14 protein-coding genes are annotated in these 16,331 nt (G+C 42.1%); 1 reads left to right on the top strand and 13 read right to left on the bottom strand.

The window, feature by feature from the left end; translation table 11 throughout:
* Nucleotides 1-95: 95 nt before the first annotated feature.
* The 8 genes from C6Y06_RS04385 to C6Y06_RS04350 all read right to left on the bottom strand — a co-directional run bounded on the left by C6Y06_RS04385 (nt 96) and on the right by C6Y06_RS04350 (nt 5,106).
* Nucleotides 96-1,565: a nicotinate phosphoribosyltransferase gene (locus C6Y06_RS04385; RefSeq protein ID WP_034659831.1), complete on the bottom strand. Its 1,470-nt coding sequence runs from the start codon at nt 1,563-1,565 to the stop codon at nt 96-98.
* 17 nt (nt 1,566-1,582) lie between these two features.
* The gene (locus C6Y06_RS04380) at nt 1,583-2,134 is read right to left on the bottom strand and encodes a cysteine hydrolase family protein (RefSeq protein WP_034659832.1); all 552 of its coding nucleotides are present in this window, start codon (nt 2,132-2,134) and stop codon (nt 1,583-1,585) included.
* A gap of 60 nt (nt 2,135-2,194) precedes the next feature.
* Complete coding sequence (locus C6Y06_RS04375; protein WP_034659833.1) at nt 2,195-2,602, bottom strand: YueI family protein; 408 nt, start codon at nt 2,600-2,602, stop codon at nt 2,195-2,197.
* Between the two features lie 27 nt (nt 2,603-2,629).
* Nucleotides 2,630-2,878 carry a YueH family protein gene (locus C6Y06_RS04370; protein ID WP_034660684.1) on the bottom strand — a complete coding sequence of 83 codons (249 nt, stop codon included), beginning with the start codon at nt 2,876-2,878 and terminating at the stop codon, nt 2,630-2,632.
* Nucleotides 2,879-2,964: 86 nt separating this feature from the next.
* Nucleotides 2,965-3,195: a spore germination protein gene (locus tag C6Y06_RS04365; RefSeq protein ID WP_106036551.1), complete on the bottom strand. Its 231-nt coding sequence runs from the start codon at nt 3,193-3,195 to the stop codon at nt 2,965-2,967.
* Between the two features lie 98 nt (nt 3,196-3,293).
* Complete coding sequence (locus C6Y06_RS04360) at nt 3,294-3,515, bottom strand: spore germination protein (protein WP_034659837.1); 222 nt, start codon at nt 3,513-3,515, stop codon at nt 3,294-3,296.
* 66 nt (nt 3,516-3,581) lie between these two features.
* Nucleotides 3,582-4,685, bottom strand: coding sequence for an AI-2E family transporter (locus tag C6Y06_RS04355; RefSeq protein WP_034659839.1), 1,104 nt, complete (start codon nt 4,683-4,685; stop codon nt 3,582-3,584).
* Between the two features lie 184 nt (nt 4,686-4,869).
* Entirely contained in the window at nt 4,870-5,106 is a 237-nt protein-coding gene (locus C6Y06_RS04350; protein ID WP_003213721.1) for a YuzF family protein, read from the bottom strand.
* Between the two features lie 182 nt (nt 5,107-5,288).
* Here C6Y06_RS04350 and C6Y06_RS04345 point away from each other — a divergent pair, with 182 nt between their 5' ends.
* Nucleotides 5,289-6,773 carry an esterase/lipase family protein gene (locus C6Y06_RS04345; protein ID WP_034659840.1) on the top strand — a complete coding sequence of 495 codons (1,485 nt, stop codon included), beginning with the start codon at nt 5,289-5,291 and terminating at the stop codon, nt 6,771-6,773.
* On the opposite strand, the gene C6Y06_RS04340 is transcribed toward C6Y06_RS04345, so the two are convergent.
* The 5 genes from C6Y06_RS04340 to essC all read right to left on the bottom strand — a co-directional run bounded on the left by C6Y06_RS04340 (nt 6,770) and on the right by essC (nt 16,292).
* Complete coding sequence (locus tag C6Y06_RS04340) at nt 6,770-7,303, bottom strand: HD domain-containing protein (RefSeq protein ID WP_060597222.1); 534 nt, start codon at nt 7,301-7,303, stop codon at nt 6,770-6,772. The two genes, C6Y06_RS04345 and C6Y06_RS04340, sit on opposite strands and share 4 nt — an antisense overlap.
* Before the next feature lie 287 nt (nt 7,304-7,590).
* Complete coding sequence (locus tag C6Y06_RS04335) at nt 7,591-8,334, bottom strand: (S)-benzoin forming benzil reductase (protein ID WP_034660685.1); 744 nt, start codon at nt 8,332-8,334, stop codon at nt 7,591-7,593.
* 98 nt (nt 8,335-8,432) lie between these two features.
* Nucleotides 8,433-8,918: a type VII secretion protein EssA gene (gene essA / locus C6Y06_RS04330; RefSeq protein WP_034659843.1), complete on the bottom strand. Its 486-nt coding sequence runs from the start codon at nt 8,916-8,918 to the stop codon at nt 8,433-8,435.
* Nucleotides 8,908-11,820 carry a type VII secretion protein EsaA gene (gene esaA / locus C6Y06_RS04325; RefSeq protein WP_106036550.1) on the bottom strand — a complete coding sequence of 971 codons (2,913 nt, stop codon included), beginning with the start codon at nt 11,818-11,820 and terminating at the stop codon, nt 8,908-8,910. Before esaA ends, essA begins: the two co-directional genes overlap by 11 nt.
* Nucleotides 11,817-16,292, bottom strand: coding sequence for a type VII secretion protein EssC (essC, locus tag C6Y06_RS04320; RefSeq protein ID WP_106036549.1), 4,476 nt, complete (start codon nt 16,290-16,292; stop codon nt 11,817-11,819). Before essC ends, esaA begins: the two co-directional genes overlap by 4 nt.
* Nucleotides 16,293-16,331 lie beyond the last annotated feature (39 nt).

Genomic DNA, 16,331 nt, shown 5'->3' with positions numbered 1-16,331 from the left:
TCAGTATACCAAATGATTGTGCTTATGGTTCACTTTGAATCGGTCAAAAAATAAAAAAAGAGATCACCCGGCTTGATGATCTCCTTTTCTTCCAATTAGCTTTCATAAAGCTCTTTTTTAATTTTATTTTTCACGTCATGGATAAACTGCATCTTGTTATCCCAGCATTTTTGACTCAAATCGACTGGATATTCTTCTGGTTTGCTGATTCGTTTATATTCCTCCCAGAAAAGTCCGAGGCTATCCTGCACATAGGCTTGAATCGTTTGAATATCCGGATTGTCATATACAAGTTTTCCTTGTTCGAAAATAGGGACATGAAGATCCTTAGCCACAAAGTTTGTAACAAATTTGCTGATAAATGTATGCACAGGGTGGAACATTTTCAGTTTATCCTCACTATGAACATCTTCCTCTTCGAGCGCAATGTAGTCACCCTCAGAATGATGATTCAATTGATTGATGATGCGGTACACACGTTTACGTCCTGGTGTTGTCACTTTCTCTGGGTTAGACGAAATTTTAATGGTATCGTTCATTTTTCCATTTTCTTCAATAGATACGAGTTTATACACTGCACCAAGAGCTGGCTGATCAAATGCTGTGATCAGCTTTGTCCCAACACCCCACACATCAATTTTGGCACCCTGTGCTTTTAAATTCATGATGGTATGTTCATCAAGATCGCTCGATGCAATGACTTTTGCATCATGGAATCCTGCATCATCCAGCATCGTTCTAGCTTTTTTAGACAAGTATGCAAGGTCACCGCTATCAAGTCTGACACCAATAAAGTTGATTTTGTCTCCGAATTCTTTCGCTACCTTAATGGCATTCGGAATACCGGATCTCACGGTATCATACGTATCGACTAAAAAGACACAGTCTGTATGGGTTTCAGCATATTTTTTAAATGCCGTATATTCATCGCGGTATGCTTGTACAAGCGCATGGGCATGAGTTCCTGACACTGGAATGTTGAAGCGCTTCCCAGCACGAACATTACTTGTCGCCTGGAAGCCGCCGATGAGTGCCGCTCTTGCTCCCCACATCGCTGCATCCATTTCATGCGCACGTCTTGTTCCGAATTCTAGTGCTGTCTCATCTTCAATGATTCCTTTAATCCGAGCCGCCTTTGTTGCGATCAGTGTTTGGAAATTCACGATATTCAGCAAGGCTGTTTCGATTAGCTGCGCTTCTACAAGCGTTGCCTCGATGCGCATAATCGGTTCATTTGCAAAGACAATTTCGCCTTCACGCATTGAATGAAGTGTTCCTGTAAAGGACAACCCGCTTAAATAATCAATGAAATCGCTTTTATAACCGAGTTCATCTTTTAAATACGCTAGATCACTTTCGGTGAAGGAGAAGTCCGATAAATATTCAATCGCTTTCTCTAAACCAGCAAATACAGCGAAGCCATTGTCAAATGGAAGCTTTCTGAAGAAGAGTTCAAAAACTGCCTTCTTCTCATGAATGCCGTCTCTCCAATACGTTTCTGCCATGTTAATTTGATAAAGATCTGTATGTAGTGATAAACTGTCGTCAATAAACCGATGCTCCAACTTCCATTCTCCTTCCCTTACTTAACCACTTTCGCACCAAGCGACTGCTCAAAGTGAGAAAGTGCCCACTCGTGCCCCGCTTCATTAAAACTCGCTACAGCATTCTGGTGAATCACAAGTTCGAAGCCTTTATTGTACGCATCAACAGCTGTATGAAGTACACAAATATCGGTACATACGCCGGCTAAATGAAGTTCAGTGATGCCGCGTTCGCGCAGTTTCATTTCTAATTGAGTGCCTGCAAAAGCAGAGTATCTTGTTTTTTCCATATAGTAGACATGCTTTAAATGTTTTGACGTGTGAAATAGTGAACTTAGTTTGCCATAAAGTTCAATTCCCTTTGTCCCGCGAATATTATGGGGCGGAAATAACTTTGTCTCTGGATGATAAGGGTCCTGCTCTTCATGATGATCGACTGCAAAGACGACAAAGTGTCCTTCATCAATAAACGAAGAAGTGATCTCTGTGACCTTAGGCTCAATCGCCTGTCCAGGCTTTCCGCATGTCAATTTTCCATCGTCTGCAACAAAATCAACGGTATAATCAATACAAACCAATGCTTTGCCCATCCGCATCTCTCCCATATGCTCTTTTGACTCATTATAGCCTATTCATTTCACTAGGGAAACCTATTCAACAGATTCGTGAGAAAAAGCCTTCTGAAACAGCTCATCTTCTATATAGATGTGCTCTTGATTGACCGCATTTGATAGCTCTATCACAAGACCAAAAGGAGAATGCGCCTCATAATGATTCACCACTTTAAAGGAACAACCAGCGGCATTAGCCATTTTCACATATTGAGAATAAGATGCATAGGACAACTCACCATTTAAAAGAACAGTGGCCTGACGGTTGGACTTTAAGACTTGTTCTACCTCTTGATACGGTTTATTTCGTAATACCTGTCCCTTTGTCAGGGCGAGAAGCGCTCGTTCCCTTAATGAACCGAGAAACATTCTTCGTTCATCGGGTTTTGTTTCAGCATGTCCAAATATTCCTTGCTGCAAATAAAAGTCTACGGATTCTTCTTTCATCGCTGTTTTCACTCCTGGTTTTAAAATTTACATTTCTGTGACCCAGTGCACAATCTTTAGTGCAAGCTCACGGGCTTCGTCTGTTTCTGCTCTTTCCATTAAGGATTGCTCGAGCGTATGGATCAGCTGCTCTTTTTCGTCCTCGTACGCAATGGATATACTCCATTCAATGTCAGGTACGGCAACAAGCGTTTTATATTCTTTTTTATTTTCATGTAAATATACATTGTAGGTCTTTGGTTGCCGGCTTGTGATGTGTGCTTTTCTAATTTTCATTTGACTCTGTTCACACCTCTTTTTTCTTCTTACATCCATATCCATTGTACCATAAAAAAAGACAGCTTCTGAAAAGGAAATCCCTTTCAAAGCTGGCTACGCATTGAAGCTCTTTGCTGACTAATAAGATTTAAATCCCAAACAAATGTGACGTTTGGACTGTTAAAAAATTGGACGAGGTCCCCTGCATGATAGGTACCTGAACCACCGGCGGAGTAATCAACACTTTTTGGCGAAATGGGAAAAACACCGCCGAAATGTGCCGCCCCATTTCCGTACACACGATCTATATGAATAGGTCCAACAATCGCTGGCATTGTCCACCACCTTTTCTATCCACATCATTTGCCCAGCTCAACAATACGTGTATCACAAATAAAAAAAGACAGCTGATATTTGATCACCAGCTGTCTTTCTATGCATTAAATGATTGAGGCTGGTCAAACAATGTGAAGTCCCAAAGCATCGTCGCATTAGGATCACTTGTAAGAGACATATAATCACCTGAATTAAAGGCTCCCGCCCCGCCAGTGGAGTGGTTTACAGCCAAAGGGGCAATGGCCAGTACATCACCGAAAGTAGCTGCACCGTTTCCTCCTAATGACTCGATATGAATAGGTCCAACGATTGCAGGCATCAGAATCTCCCCCTATCTGCTTATGTCAACCATCTTATGCAAAAAGGGAAAAGTTGTGCATCTGCCCTATACGTTTAAATGCTGTTCTTTACGAGACCGCTGACGCAGCTGAACCAATCTGACAATATTCAAGGTGATCGCTTTGAGCAGTGCATAGACAGGAACCGCAAAGATCATGCCAAGGATGCCGCCAAAGCTTCCTGCCCCAATTAACAGCAGGATAATGGTCAAAGGGTGTGTGTTAAGGCGTTTCCCAATGATCAATGGAGAAATGACATTTCCGTCAATTTGCTGAACGACAAGAATCACAATCACTGTCACCACTGCTTTTCCAGGCGAATCAAGAAAGGCAATCAGCACAGCTGGTGCCGCGCCAAGATATGGTCCAAGGTACGGGATCACATTTGTGACCGCAATGATAATACCGAGAATAAGCGCATATTTCACACCAATTAATAAGTATCCGATAAAACAAGCCACTCCAACAAATAAACAGACAACAATCTGCCCCTGTATGTAAGCCGCAAGTGTGTCGTTTAATTCTTTAAAAATTTTCAACCCTTCCTTACGGTAAGGCATTGGCAAAAATTGAACGAGCTTGTCCGGAAACTTATGCCCGTCTTTCAGCATATAAAACAAAATGAACGGAACTGTGATGACGGCTAAAGCGATATTGGCAATCACGCCAAACACAGCAGACATACTTGAAGCGATATTTTCCGGCAAATCTTTTAATGTCGAAACGATCGTCTGTTCAAATTTTGAGACAGACACATAATCTTGGTTCATCATCCAAGTAAATGTTTTAGAATGCGAAAAGTCATTGATAAACTTCTGCATGTCCGTCACATAACCAGGGAAGCTTTTGACAAGTCCACCGACCTGCGAGACAATCACCGGTCCAGCAGCATTGACGATGAACGTGATGAGTCCAATGAACAGGAGATAAATGATCAGGATAGCGAGTGTCCTAGGAATTTTCTTGGACAAAAATCGAACAATTGGATTAAAGATGAAAAAGAGAATACCCGCCAGTAAGATGGGGACAAACAGTGTTGATGCAAATAAAATAATCGGCTGAAATAAAAACGAAACCTTAGTTGATACATAGACAATGAGTAAAACAAGTAATATTTGGAATGTCCAAAAATGAACTTTAGATTTTAACAAAGATGCTCCTCCTGTTACGTATTGATCTTATTAAAAAACTACTATTCAACCCACCTTCTGTCAACTGCTTCTTGTTTTAGAACCTCATTTTTTGAAAAAAAAAGAACAATTGGTATATCATGCACTTTTTCCAGATATACATTCTATAAGCATGAAAAAAAGCAGACATCTATGCGTCTGCTTGTTACACTCTTTCACTGTGATCAGGCATCACCGACACGATTTGCTGGATCCGCACATAAAAAACTGATTTCGCCCCCGCTTCAATCACAATATGATCCGGCATAACTTCCTTCAATTTCCCACGCACCGTATCTTTCACTGTTTGCACAATTAATCTCATACCGACCACTTTCTGCAATGTTTGATAAACATATGGATCAACTAATGAAACAAGCTGTGGACTTCCTTGTTGTGCCATCCTACCTGCCCCTTTACTTGTGTATTTACCCACAGCGTATGCATGAACCCATGTGAATGTCACTCAGGGCAAACCCACAACATTAATACCATATTTTTACAAATAGTGCGTTTTTACATTTTTTAGAAGTATAATAGATTGGTGCTGCCAACAATTTAAATCATTCGAAGAGGTGAATTGTCTTGAAAAAACTCATCTGTATTGTTGCTGTCATGCTCTTTCTATCCTCTGCAAGTTATGCGTATGCAGGCACAATTGGAGATCCACCTGGGACGCCGGGGAAGTGGTTTAAAGGAGAAGAGCCCGTTCAAAAAGACGAATCAAAACCACCACTTGTTTTTGTTCATGGCATTAACAGCTCCTCCTCCACTTGGTCCGATCGAAACGATATGGCAAAGCAGGCTGTTCTGAACGGATACGAAAGCGCATTCATAGATTTGCATCCAGATCAGGACATGAAAAAGAACGGCAAACTATTAGCAGAAAAGCTCAAAGAAATCTATGATGCGTTTGGTAGAAAACTCATTGTGATTGGTCATAGTAAAGGCGGGGTCGATACACAGTCCGCACTGGTGTATTTCAAAGCCCATCCCTATGTGGAAAAGGTCATTACTCTCGGCTCTCCTCATAACGGGACACCGCTTGCGGATCTAGCGTATAGCAAGGGCGGAAGCTGGCTCGCGCAAATTCTTGGACAAAAAAGCGACGCGCTTTATTCTTTGCAAACCGGTCTGATGGCGGCTTTTCGAAGTGAAACCGACCAGCTGGAGGCGTTTCCCAATAAATATGTCACCTACTCTGGCTCGGAATGGGGAACATTTGGCGGTGTGCTGTATTTAGGCGGCATGTATTTAAAGAGCTTTGGTGCAAATGATGGCGCCGTCACGGTAAACAGCACAAGACTATCGTATGCAAACAATATTTTAACAGGAAAATGGGATCATCATTCAATCAAAAACGGCACAAGTATGTTTCCTGTGTTCCAGCATCAGCTTATGGCAAATGTCGCAAGCGCTGAAAATGAAAATAAAGAGGAACAAGAGCCCGTTTCTGCTGAGCTGAATACAGATGTTTATGTGAAAGGTGGAGAAAGTGAAAAGGATAAAACAGAAGCGTTCTATGTAGAGGAAGGAACGAATGGCTTATCGATTCAGTGGTTAAATGAAAGGCAGGAGACGCGGCCAGAAATCATCGCCCCAAATGGAGACGTCTTAACAAACCTTAAGACATCGGAAGCATCTTTCCCATATGAAGGCGCATATTCACACCATGTGCAAATCAATAAGCCCGTTCCTGGAAAATGGACGATTCGATCGAATTCAGGAAAAAAGGCTCCTTATCTGCTGCTTGTATCCTTTGATTCACCATTAAATGAAGAAATTAAAGCAGCTGCATCGAAGTCAGGGGATGCATCGACCCATTCAAGCGGTCTGATTAAACGGTTAAGCAAATCAGTGGAAACCAATTACTTTAAAGATGCACAAAAGGATCATCCACTGAAAACAAGTACCTCATCAGCCATTCAATTGAAAAAAGAAGGTGCTTATTCCGTCACGGTGCATTACACCGGACTCACTACGTCAGGAACATCTGCGTTTAACCGTACCGTTATTCGCACGTTGTATGTCGATCAGCACGGAACGATTCATGGAGACATTCCATACTAAACAGAGCGTTTCATGGGCTGGAGTGCCTGCTGCACTTTCTGATCCAAATCGGCAATCTTTTTCATTGCCAATGATTCGTCTATTTGTCTGTAATGGTGGTGTCCGCCAGGCTCTTCATCCATTTCATCTGCTTTCTTCACAATTTGCTGGAGTGTGTCCTTATGGAGGTCGCCCTCTGGCAAATATGAATCCGTATGAAGCAGAATCGCAAGTGCAATATCTTTGGCTGCTTTTGGTTCCTCCCCGAGCCGTATGAGCAGTTTGTGTGCCCGCTCTGCACCTTTAATGGCATGAATATCATTTCTTCTATATGTCTCGTAATCCCATTCTCCGCCGGCTGTATACCATTCATAGTGGCCGATATCATGCAAGAGTGCTGCTTTCACAGCCAGATCTGGGTTAATTCCCGCCTGCATCGCCAGCTTGAATGCGTGATAAGCACAAGCAATCGCATGGGCTTTTCCTGAACGATTTAAATACTTTTGAGCAACTGGATGGGTGTAAACATCCATTAATGTAACCTTTCTCATGGAAACCCCTCCTTATCTATATTTTTAGCATCCTAACATATTCTGAAAAGAAACTCAAATGTTCTGTTATATTTTCTATGAGTCTCAAGATTAGCTTATGTCAAATCAGCTGGTTTTGCTTGTACAAGACGAAAAAAAGCAGTCGTGATGACTGCTTTTTTCTTCTTTACAGTGTGATATGAAAACCCTTGAAGTCTAGCTGGCGCGGAGCGAATTTGAGATTCGTGAGCACCGGCATGCAGGACTGACACCGAATGCGAGGGTTTGTCTTCACGCTGCTACAGTCGTTATGACTGCTTTTTCACATACTCACGTGCATCGTATACGCATCCGCCAGCTGGATCATCCGCTAAAAGATCGAGCAAAATACCTGCGACTTCATCTGGACTCTTCAGCGTGCCTGTTTCATATAATTGCTGAAAACGGTCAATTTGTTCGAAGTCCTGTTTTGATGACTTCCGAATCTCCCCCTGCATATCTGTATCAATGGTGCCGGGGGAAAATGAAAACGTGTTGATTGGATACGCCTCGTCCTGCTGTTCCTCATGCAAAGTCCTCATAAACATATCAAGTCCTGCCTTTGAGCTGCAATACGCACTCCAGCCTTTATAAGGGTTTTTCGCCGCTCCAGAAGAAAGGTGAACGATCGTTTTCTTTCCGCTATATGATTGAGTCTGCTTGGTAAAAACATGGCTCAGCAAAACAGGGATGACAAGATTCAACGTATAATGCTGATGAAGCGTATCCTGTCCGCCTTGCCCCACACGTTTGATAGGTGTCACCATGCCTGCATTATTGACGAATAAGATGTCATCAGCAGCTGCCAGTGTTTGCGGCGTGAGACTATCTTGAAGCCATTTGGCTGCTGCTTTCTCATCTGTCAGGTCGACCTGTGTATGTGTGAGCTCCGGATGGTAAATCGGCGATGCACTTCTTGCTGCCGTATACACATGGTCCCCGCGTGAAAGCAGCCGGTTCACAAGTGCTAGACCAAATCCTTTTGATCCGCCTGTAACGATTGAAATTCGAATGACAATCTCCTCCCTTGATAACACTATTTTACGTAGTGGAACGGTATGACATCAAGCAATCTGCATAAGAAAAGCCTGCCTCTTTTCAAAGAGACAGGCTATTTCTTTTCAGCCTTCACATTCACCTTAGGAATCAGAATGAACATCACGACAATGCCAAAGACGATTAAGAAACCAAAGATGATCGGAAGCAGTGCTGATGTCTGCTTCTTGTGATCATCGCCAGAAGGTGCTGATACAGCGGCATCACGAAAAGAGATATTCATCTCTTCCATCATGTGAGCTGATGTTTTGGGCGGGTTCTCTTTTAGATCACTGAAAAGCTGCGGAGAAAGAGACCCTCCCGGAGTTTTAGGCGGTTCAGCAAAATGAATGTCTGTTTTGACTGTTGATGTCTTTTTGCTTTGTTCGTATTTCGTTTGATCCCTCAATATACTTGAGTTAATATTGAGTTCTTTTTCCTGATATTCATTCGGCTTGACATTTGTATCCGTATCTTCACCAGCAGCGAAAGCAGCAGGAATGAGGAGAAAAAGAGACATGACACCAAGTGCCACCCCTTTCACGAACAGATTAAGCCTCATGAGTCATATCACGTTCCTCCGTTTTATCTTTCCATAGCTTTGTCACAAGCGGGATGGCCATGAAGAGGACAGTTAAAATCACTAATCCTATAACACCCATTCCAAAGTGATCTCCATTTCCATATTGGATGGACAGGTACACGTCTGTCACTGGATTTATGAAATGGAAATTCGGCATCACCAAATCAATTAATGGTGCGACAAAGAAGAAAATAAGCGCCGTTGCTGCCATCCATCCGGCAATAGAGCCGAAAAGGAACGCCGTGCGAATAAAGGCGGAACAAGCCACTAATAGTAAAATCGTGAAAATGGACCACTGAATCGCTTGATCATCTGCAAGCTTGTAAATGTTCAGTCCAAACAAGCTGATCATGAGTCCGACTAATAGATTTAAGATGCCAAACAGTGCACCTTTAACCAGCATCGGAGCTGCCGCATAATACGAGCTGAAAAAGCCAATTAACAAACTGCTGATCATCACAATGACCAAAATGACCACTGGCGGTACAGTCTGCGTTTTTTCTTCCGGCACATCACCGCTGATTTTCAGCGGATTGGCTAAGTGGTTATACACATAGTTGCTGTTGCCTTGATCACTCAATGTGTTTCCTAAAATACCCTTCAAATCTTGCTGAACAAGCTTCGTAGAGTTGACATTCTTGCTCCAGTTTTCATTCAGCGTATCCGCTTTTTCTTGAACTGTTGTCACACTCTCTTCAATGTTATTCGTATAATCCGCCACCCCTTTTTGGCGGTCGGTTAACGAACTCATATTTTCAGAAAGACGAAGCACTTCCTGACCAATTGAATCCTGTGCACTGACAACAATTGAACTGCCTGCAAGGTCTGCCGTATACACTGCATCTCCTTGATCAGCCATTTGCTCCGCAACATTGTCCGCACTTTCAGAGATTGTATTTAATTCCTGTTCCATGCTTGCCTGCTGAGTCGAAATGTATTCTGCATAGCCATCTGAAAACTTCTGCATCTCATCAATAAAAGTAGACACATCATCGTTTGACGTCAGCATTTGTTTTTTGAGCGTATCCCAGTTTTCTGTTTCCTCTTTTTTGATGGAGAGGATGGATTCGATTTCATCTGATTTGGTATCGACCAAAGATGATGGCTCCTTCTTTGGATAGAAGCTGTTAAGTAATGCTTCATACTGCGCTAATTCATTTGAATACTTTAATAACTCAGATGCATTTTCTGAATTTGTATTAAAATCCTCAAGTTTATCCATTTTCGATGTATATTGATTTAATGGAGATTTAGTTGTATCTATTCGTTCTAATTTTCTTGTAATAGCAGATTCTTGTTTGTTAATGGTTTTCTTTATATCGCTTATGTTTTTATTGTTGCTAGTTTCTATTCTTATTATTTTTTCTTCTAGTTTGTCTATTTTACCTGTTAAAGATTTTAATTCTTTACTCAAAAGATCGACTTTTCCTTGTAATTGATCATTATGAGCTGTAGTTTTCTCCTCAATATTCTTTTTCACTTCTTCTAATTTTAGGGATAGTGCTTTTAGTTGCTCTTTTGATTGAACTGACGTTGATTTGGTTTCCCCAGTTTGTTTTGGATTTTCTTCACTATTTTCTGGAGTAGGTGTTATCGTTTCTTCATTTTCTGACAACTCATCTGCCACTTGATTTATTTCTGTTGAGATTTCAGTTAATTTCATAGTCTCTTCTTCAAGATCTATTTTCAAATCGTCTGTCGAGTCTTGAGGGTCTTCATCTTGATTATTCGAATCCTCATTCGGATCCTCTGAAGGTTTCTCTGCATTAAGCAGTGCATTTCTTGAAGCTTTCAATTGCTCTTGCAACGGAGTAATTTTATTCCCTATGTATGCAAGATATTGAGCTTCATAATTAATAATCAGTTCTTCCTGAGACGTCTTCACAAGTTCCGTTAATCCCGTTGATTGCTTAGGAATAGCGTCTTCTCTCGACTTTTGAACAGATTGAATGGCGCTGTCAGTTGTGTTCAGCTGACTTTGTACCCCGTTGATGTCTGTTTTTAGTCCACCCATTTGATCACTAAAGCGGCGGGCATTTTGGTTTTGAATATCAGCAAGCTGTTTGAGCCCTTGCTGGATTTGTTTTTGACTTGTCGATTGCGCTTTGATCAAGAGATCCTTTTGTTTGTCTTGATACTGCTGGTATTGATCGACTGCTTTCACAAAGTCCTTTAACTGGTTCTTTGCTTCTTCTGTTGTACTCAAACCGTCTTTATACTGTTTCTGTGAATCGGTCATCGCATTTTTTAATTCTTCTATTTGTTTCTTCTGCTGCTGAACGGCATCTGATAGTTTGTTTGAGTTCGGCTTATAGAAATTATACATTGTGTTTTGGAATTCGACTTCTTTGCCGACAATATGCTCAAACTCTTCTCTAACATTGCCGATTTCCTGTGATACAAAACTCCAGTATAACGTTGACATCTGTTCATTCATTTTCTTTTGCGCATTTTCCAGCTCTCTTTGCACTTTCTCTTTATTGACTGAATTGAGCTGGTCTTGAATAGAAAATTGAATGGATGCCTTTTCAGGGTGGTCTTTATCATAGCTGAGCACATTTTTAGAGAAATCAGACGGAATATAGAGGACAGCGTCATACTTTCTGTTTTTCAGTCCATTTTCCGCCGCACTGCGATTCACTACGGTCCATGTATAATCTGGACGCTCTGATAATGCTGCCACGACATCCTGTCCGAAACGAGCGGTGTTTTCACTTTCGCTCGCTCCCATATCTTCATTGACCACAGCAATATTACGTGTGGCATTCTTTTTCTGTTTTGCCGGGTCATCTCCAATGAGGTGGAAAAATAAAACCGGCAGAACAAGAATCAATATCATGGTCGATACGATTTTGATGGAGCTTTTTTGCTGCTCTGTCATTGAACACTCTTCCTTTCTACCGCACATAAAGGAACCTGGATTTTCTTCTCTTTCCCGTTTTCAACCAAATACCCGAACCCTGGCTGAATATCTGGTTCTTGTCTTGCATATGGAAGCGGTATGATGTTTTGCTCTGATTTTTTCATGAGTAACATGGCATGACGAACTTGTTTAATTTCGTTTGTGAGTGCATCATAGCCTTTACTGAATTCGGTATGATTCCCTGATGCGATCAGGCTAAAGCCTAGGTGTGCATATGACTTCATGAAATCAGCCAATTGATCTTGAAGACGCGGATCGATCGTCTGCTGAAAACGCGTAATGCCATCAATCACAAGCACAATTTGAGGGAACGACAACTGATCGGTCTCTCCCCTGCGTACAGCTTCGACGTACATCTCTTCCCGCACCTTGAATAAACGGTCTATTTCCTCTGCCCATTCAGTGATATCATCTTTTGTTTCAAGGTAATCGATATTCTCTTCCTTTGCATAATGGGAAAGACCCCGATCAATCGAATCAAACACGGCCAGCTTCTCAGGTCTTGCTGCTAAAAGCTGATCAAGCATCAGTTTTGTCACATTTGTTTTCCCTCGCTGCGTTTGACCGATGATGAGGCAGTGTTTATTCTTTTTCAAGTCAAAGTAAACAGGTGCAACAGATTCCTCATCTAGTCCGACTGGAATGTCATACGGCTGTTTTTGTTCTTCTAAACGACTCTCCAGCTCCCAAATGGTCAGTTTATCAGGAAGCATTGGCACAGGCTTTGGTTTTTCAGCTGATTCAAAGCGATCATGAAGAAGCTGTATCTCTTCTTTCAAATGCTCAAACAGTTCGAGATCGTTCTCTCCTTCAACTGGCAGGAACATTTGCGCAAAGTAAAGCTCTTCTTTATTGATAATGACTCGTCCTGGAATCGGTTCTAAGCTGAATTTCGGTCTGCCAATAATCGAATACGCCTCTCCTTGATCCATTAAGTAATGAACAACCTTTGTTTTCAGGTTATTCATAAGAGATTGGCGGACTGCGTTTACCCGAGTCGCTGTAATCAAGAAGTAAATTCCTAATGATTGTCCATCACGGCTCAGCTGGATAAATTCAGATTCAAGTTCATGCATTTCGTCTTTGACAATGTCAAAGTTGTCGATCACGATGAAAATGAACGGGAGCTTTTTCTCATTTAAGGCGTTGTACATTTTGATATGACTCATTTCTTGCTGCCTGAATAACCGCTTGCGGTATTCAACCTCTTCCCGCAAACGCGTCATTGACTTTTGAATCTTTCTCATTTGATCCATTAAGAAATAATCCGCCGTGTGCGGCAGCTTGGCTAACGGAAGCAATGTCCCGTTTCCGAAGTCATAAATATACGCATGCCATTCTTCAGGTGAATATCTCTCCGCAAAGCTCATGAGCAGTGTTGTCGCAGCAAGTGATTTGCCGTAGCCGGAGGAACCGAAGATGCCAATGTTCCCATCTTCCATCATTTGATAAGAAAGTGGATGCTGGCTTTGCTGATCTGGCTCATCGACAAGCGCAAAATGGAAGACATGCTCTTCACTCGACGCATAACGTGTTTTTGGAATCCGTTCTTCAAGCGGTGGAAGCCATGGACTTGGAAGCTTCTCAATCCCAAGCTCCTGCTGCATACGTTCAATTTCATCCACAACAGCAGAAATCTCCGATACTGTCTCTTTCTTCACTGCCGGCTCTGTACTTACCCCTGATAACGGAATGAGTCCAGTATCTGTCACAATGGCAATGTCATCTTCTGATCCGTAGCCATCTTCCATATATGGCGCACCGCTCCAAGCTGATTGGAACAATTCATAAATTTCATTGTTTCCCACTTGTAAGTAGCCGCGGCCTGTAACGGTAATGGACGCCGCATCACTATTTTTCAATATTTCCTTACTGTCTGACGCATCTTGTACTTTTAGTGCGACCTTAAAGCGGGAGTTACTCCAAATCTGATCATCGATGACCCCGCCTGGCTTTTGGGTAGCCAAAATGAGATGGACCCCGAGGCTTCGGCCGATACGTGCAGCACTGACAAGCTCCCTGATAAAGTCCGGCTCTTCACTTTTTAATTCAGCAAACTCATCAGAGATTAAGAATAAATGAGGCATTGCCTGTTCAGCCTTTTTCTCCTTATAGAGCTTCGTATAATCATTGATGTGATTCACATGATATTGATCAAACAACCGTTGTCTTTTCTTCAATTCACTTTTAATTGAGGCAAGCGCTCTTTCACTAAAGTTTTTGCTGCCTTCAATATTGGTGATGGTGCCAAGTAAATGAGGAATATTTCGGAACGGCTGCGCCATTCCGCCTCCTTTATAGTCAATCAGCAGGAAAGCGACTTCATGCGGGTGAAAGTGTACAGCGAGCGATAAAATGTACGTCTGTAAAAATTCACTTTTCCCTGATCCTGTTGTTCCCGCCAACAGGCCGTGCGGACCGTGTGCTTTTTCATGCAGATTCAGATCCACAATGTCATTTTTCCCTTTATAACCGATTGGCACAGATAGTGATTTGGCCGTTTCTGATGTGAGCCATTTTTCACGAATACCAATCTCGTCTACCTGTTTGGCATGAAAAAGGTCAAGGAAGGAGACCGTTTCAGGAATCGAATTGGTCATGCCAACTTGATGATCTAATGTTCTCAGCGTTCTGGCAAACAGCTCATTGTCCCCGCGCTCATGTGTATCAAGCTGAAATGGAATTCGGACGGCTTTCTTGTGCTGAATGAGAATATCTCCTTCTTCTTCGTTAATATAACGGACAAGCGTCGAGATATTTTCAGCTAAGCTTTCCTTTGTTTCAGCAGCAAAAATAATTGAGATGCCAAGGTCTGTCCGGCTGCCTTCTAAATATTCTAAAATCACATGTTCAGCAATAAGCTCGTGATTTGTCACGATAAACACAAAGTGAGGCGTAAAGATTTTTTTCTCTTTTTCTTCTTCTAAATCACGTTCACGTAAAATTTCATAAATCGAGGACAACAGCTGATCGCGTGTTTGTTCGTTGTAAATAAACCCTTTGCCGTATGTATGAGGCAGCTGGAAATGCGGAAGCCATTTCATCCATTCCCAATTCTCATACTCCTGCTCATGAAAGATAAAGACAAATCTCAAATCGTGATAGCTGTGCGAGAAAGCAAGCTGTCCAACAAGCTGATGAAGCTCCTTTTTCACAATCGCTGGCTTTCCAATCAAGCCTGTTGGGCCATCTGCAAGACCAAATGTAATGGGTACATCCTTCACTTCACGATAGACCTTTTGCATGTGCTGCGTTTGTTCCATTAAGTCATCCATGTCACGATTGGCCATATCGCCGCCGCTCATCGATAATTCATAGCTTGATGGGACTGCACCCGTCCCAAGACGCAGCTGCAAGAAATCGTCACTCACAAGTGTTTTTTCCCAAATTCGGCCGCTAATTTCTGACGTTAAGTACTTCATTTGTTCAAATGACGGATAATGATACGTCAAAATATATTGCTGGCGGTCGTAGAGCTCTTGCAGCTCTTTTCGTTTATTTTCTAAGTATAGAGAATAGACTCGCTGCCGTTTCTCTTCCCGTCTTTTGCGTTGTGATTTCTCTTTAAAGTATTGAACGGACGATGTGATTAATGTCATGATAAACATCGCCATCGACACGATAATAAAGATCCCGCGTGGCTGGACAAGAGCGACAATCCCCATCACAAGAAGCATCACAAGCGGCGGAAGGACAACAAGCCAAAGCCCTCTGCTGTTATTTTCACTCTCCTGCGAAGGAAAGCTAAAGGATACCCGGTCATCTGGCAGGTCATAAATTAAACGAGGTGTTCGTCTATATAAAGGATATTTTTGTTTTGTTTCTGTGCTTGGTGCTCTTGTTTTTTCCAAACGTGTTTGAAATGGTTCATATGCAGTCACCTGCAATAAATCATCATCTTTCAATGTCACCGTTAGAAAGTTCCAGAACAGTTCATCTCCAGTATAAACCTTCTCTGGACCATGGATTTTTTTCCCGTTCACATAAATCGTCTCGTCCTGAGGCATGACATACCAAGTTCCTTCGATCTTCTCCAAAGTAAACTGGCTCGCATCTTGAAACATGGAATGCGCTTGTTCTTTCCACACATCGATCTCATCTTTGTTCTCACGTGAAAAAGACAGCTCGACTCTATTTCCTAGGTAATAAATGTGTTGGTCATGATGTGCTTCCATTAACATAAGTGTAAGTGATCCAAGTTTATATGGTTCATGTAGAAGTAATGTGCCTTTCTTCCCTTCACCCTGATAAATGGAAAAGCCATCATTCGGTTTATCGGGAGATAAACGGATGACCCCTTCATCAAACGAAAGTGTAGGGATTGTCACCGTATGCTCTATTTCAGGTCCAATCACAGCTTCTCGATTGAACTGCTCGTCTAAACGGACGGTTTGATAATCCTCCTCATAAAAAACCCAAAGAAGACTCAAACGCTCCACCTCCTCATGGGACAGCAGCAACTGTCAGTT

This window comes from Bacillus sp. MZGC1 (assembly GCF_002998605.1).
In the GTDB taxonomy this organism is placed as follows: Bacteria; Bacillota; Bacilli; order Bacillales; family Bacillaceae; genus Bacillus.
This window is presented reverse-complemented; position numbering and strand designations above follow the sequence as displayed.

Coding starts and splice junctions, on each gene's coding strand:
- essA (WP_034659843.1), bottom strand. CDS start 8,918: ATGAGGCTTAATCTGTTCGTGAAAGGGGTGGCACTTGGTGTCATGTCT.
- C6Y06_RS04340 (WP_060597222.1), bottom strand. CDS start 7,303: ATGAGAAAGGTTACATTAATGGATGTTTACACCCATCCAGTTGCTCAA.
- C6Y06_RS04380 (WP_034659832.1), bottom strand. CDS start 2,134: ATGGGCAAAGCATTGGTTTGTATTGATTATACCGTTGATTTTGTTGCA.
- C6Y06_RS04350 (WP_003213721.1), bottom strand. CDS start 5,106: ATGGCACAACAAGGAAGTCCACAGCTTGTTTCATTAGTTGATCCATAT.
- C6Y06_RS04370 (WP_034660684.1), bottom strand. CDS start 2,878: ATGAAAATTAGAAAAGCACACATCACAAGCCGGCAACCAAAGACCTAC.
- C6Y06_RS04360 (WP_034659837.1), bottom strand. CDS start 3,515: ATGCCTGCAATCGTTGGACCTATTCATATCGAGTCATTAGGAGGAAAC.
- C6Y06_RS04365 (WP_106036551.1), bottom strand. CDS start 3,195: ATGCCAGCGATTGTTGGACCTATTCATATAGATCGTGTGTACGGAAAT.
- C6Y06_RS04375 (WP_034659833.1), bottom strand. CDS start 2,602: ATGAAAGAAGAATCCGTAGACTTTTATTTGCAGCAAGGAATATTTGGA.
- esaA (WP_106036550.1), bottom strand. CDS start 11,820: ATGACAGAGCAGCAAAAAAGCTCCATCAAAATCGTATCGACCATGATA.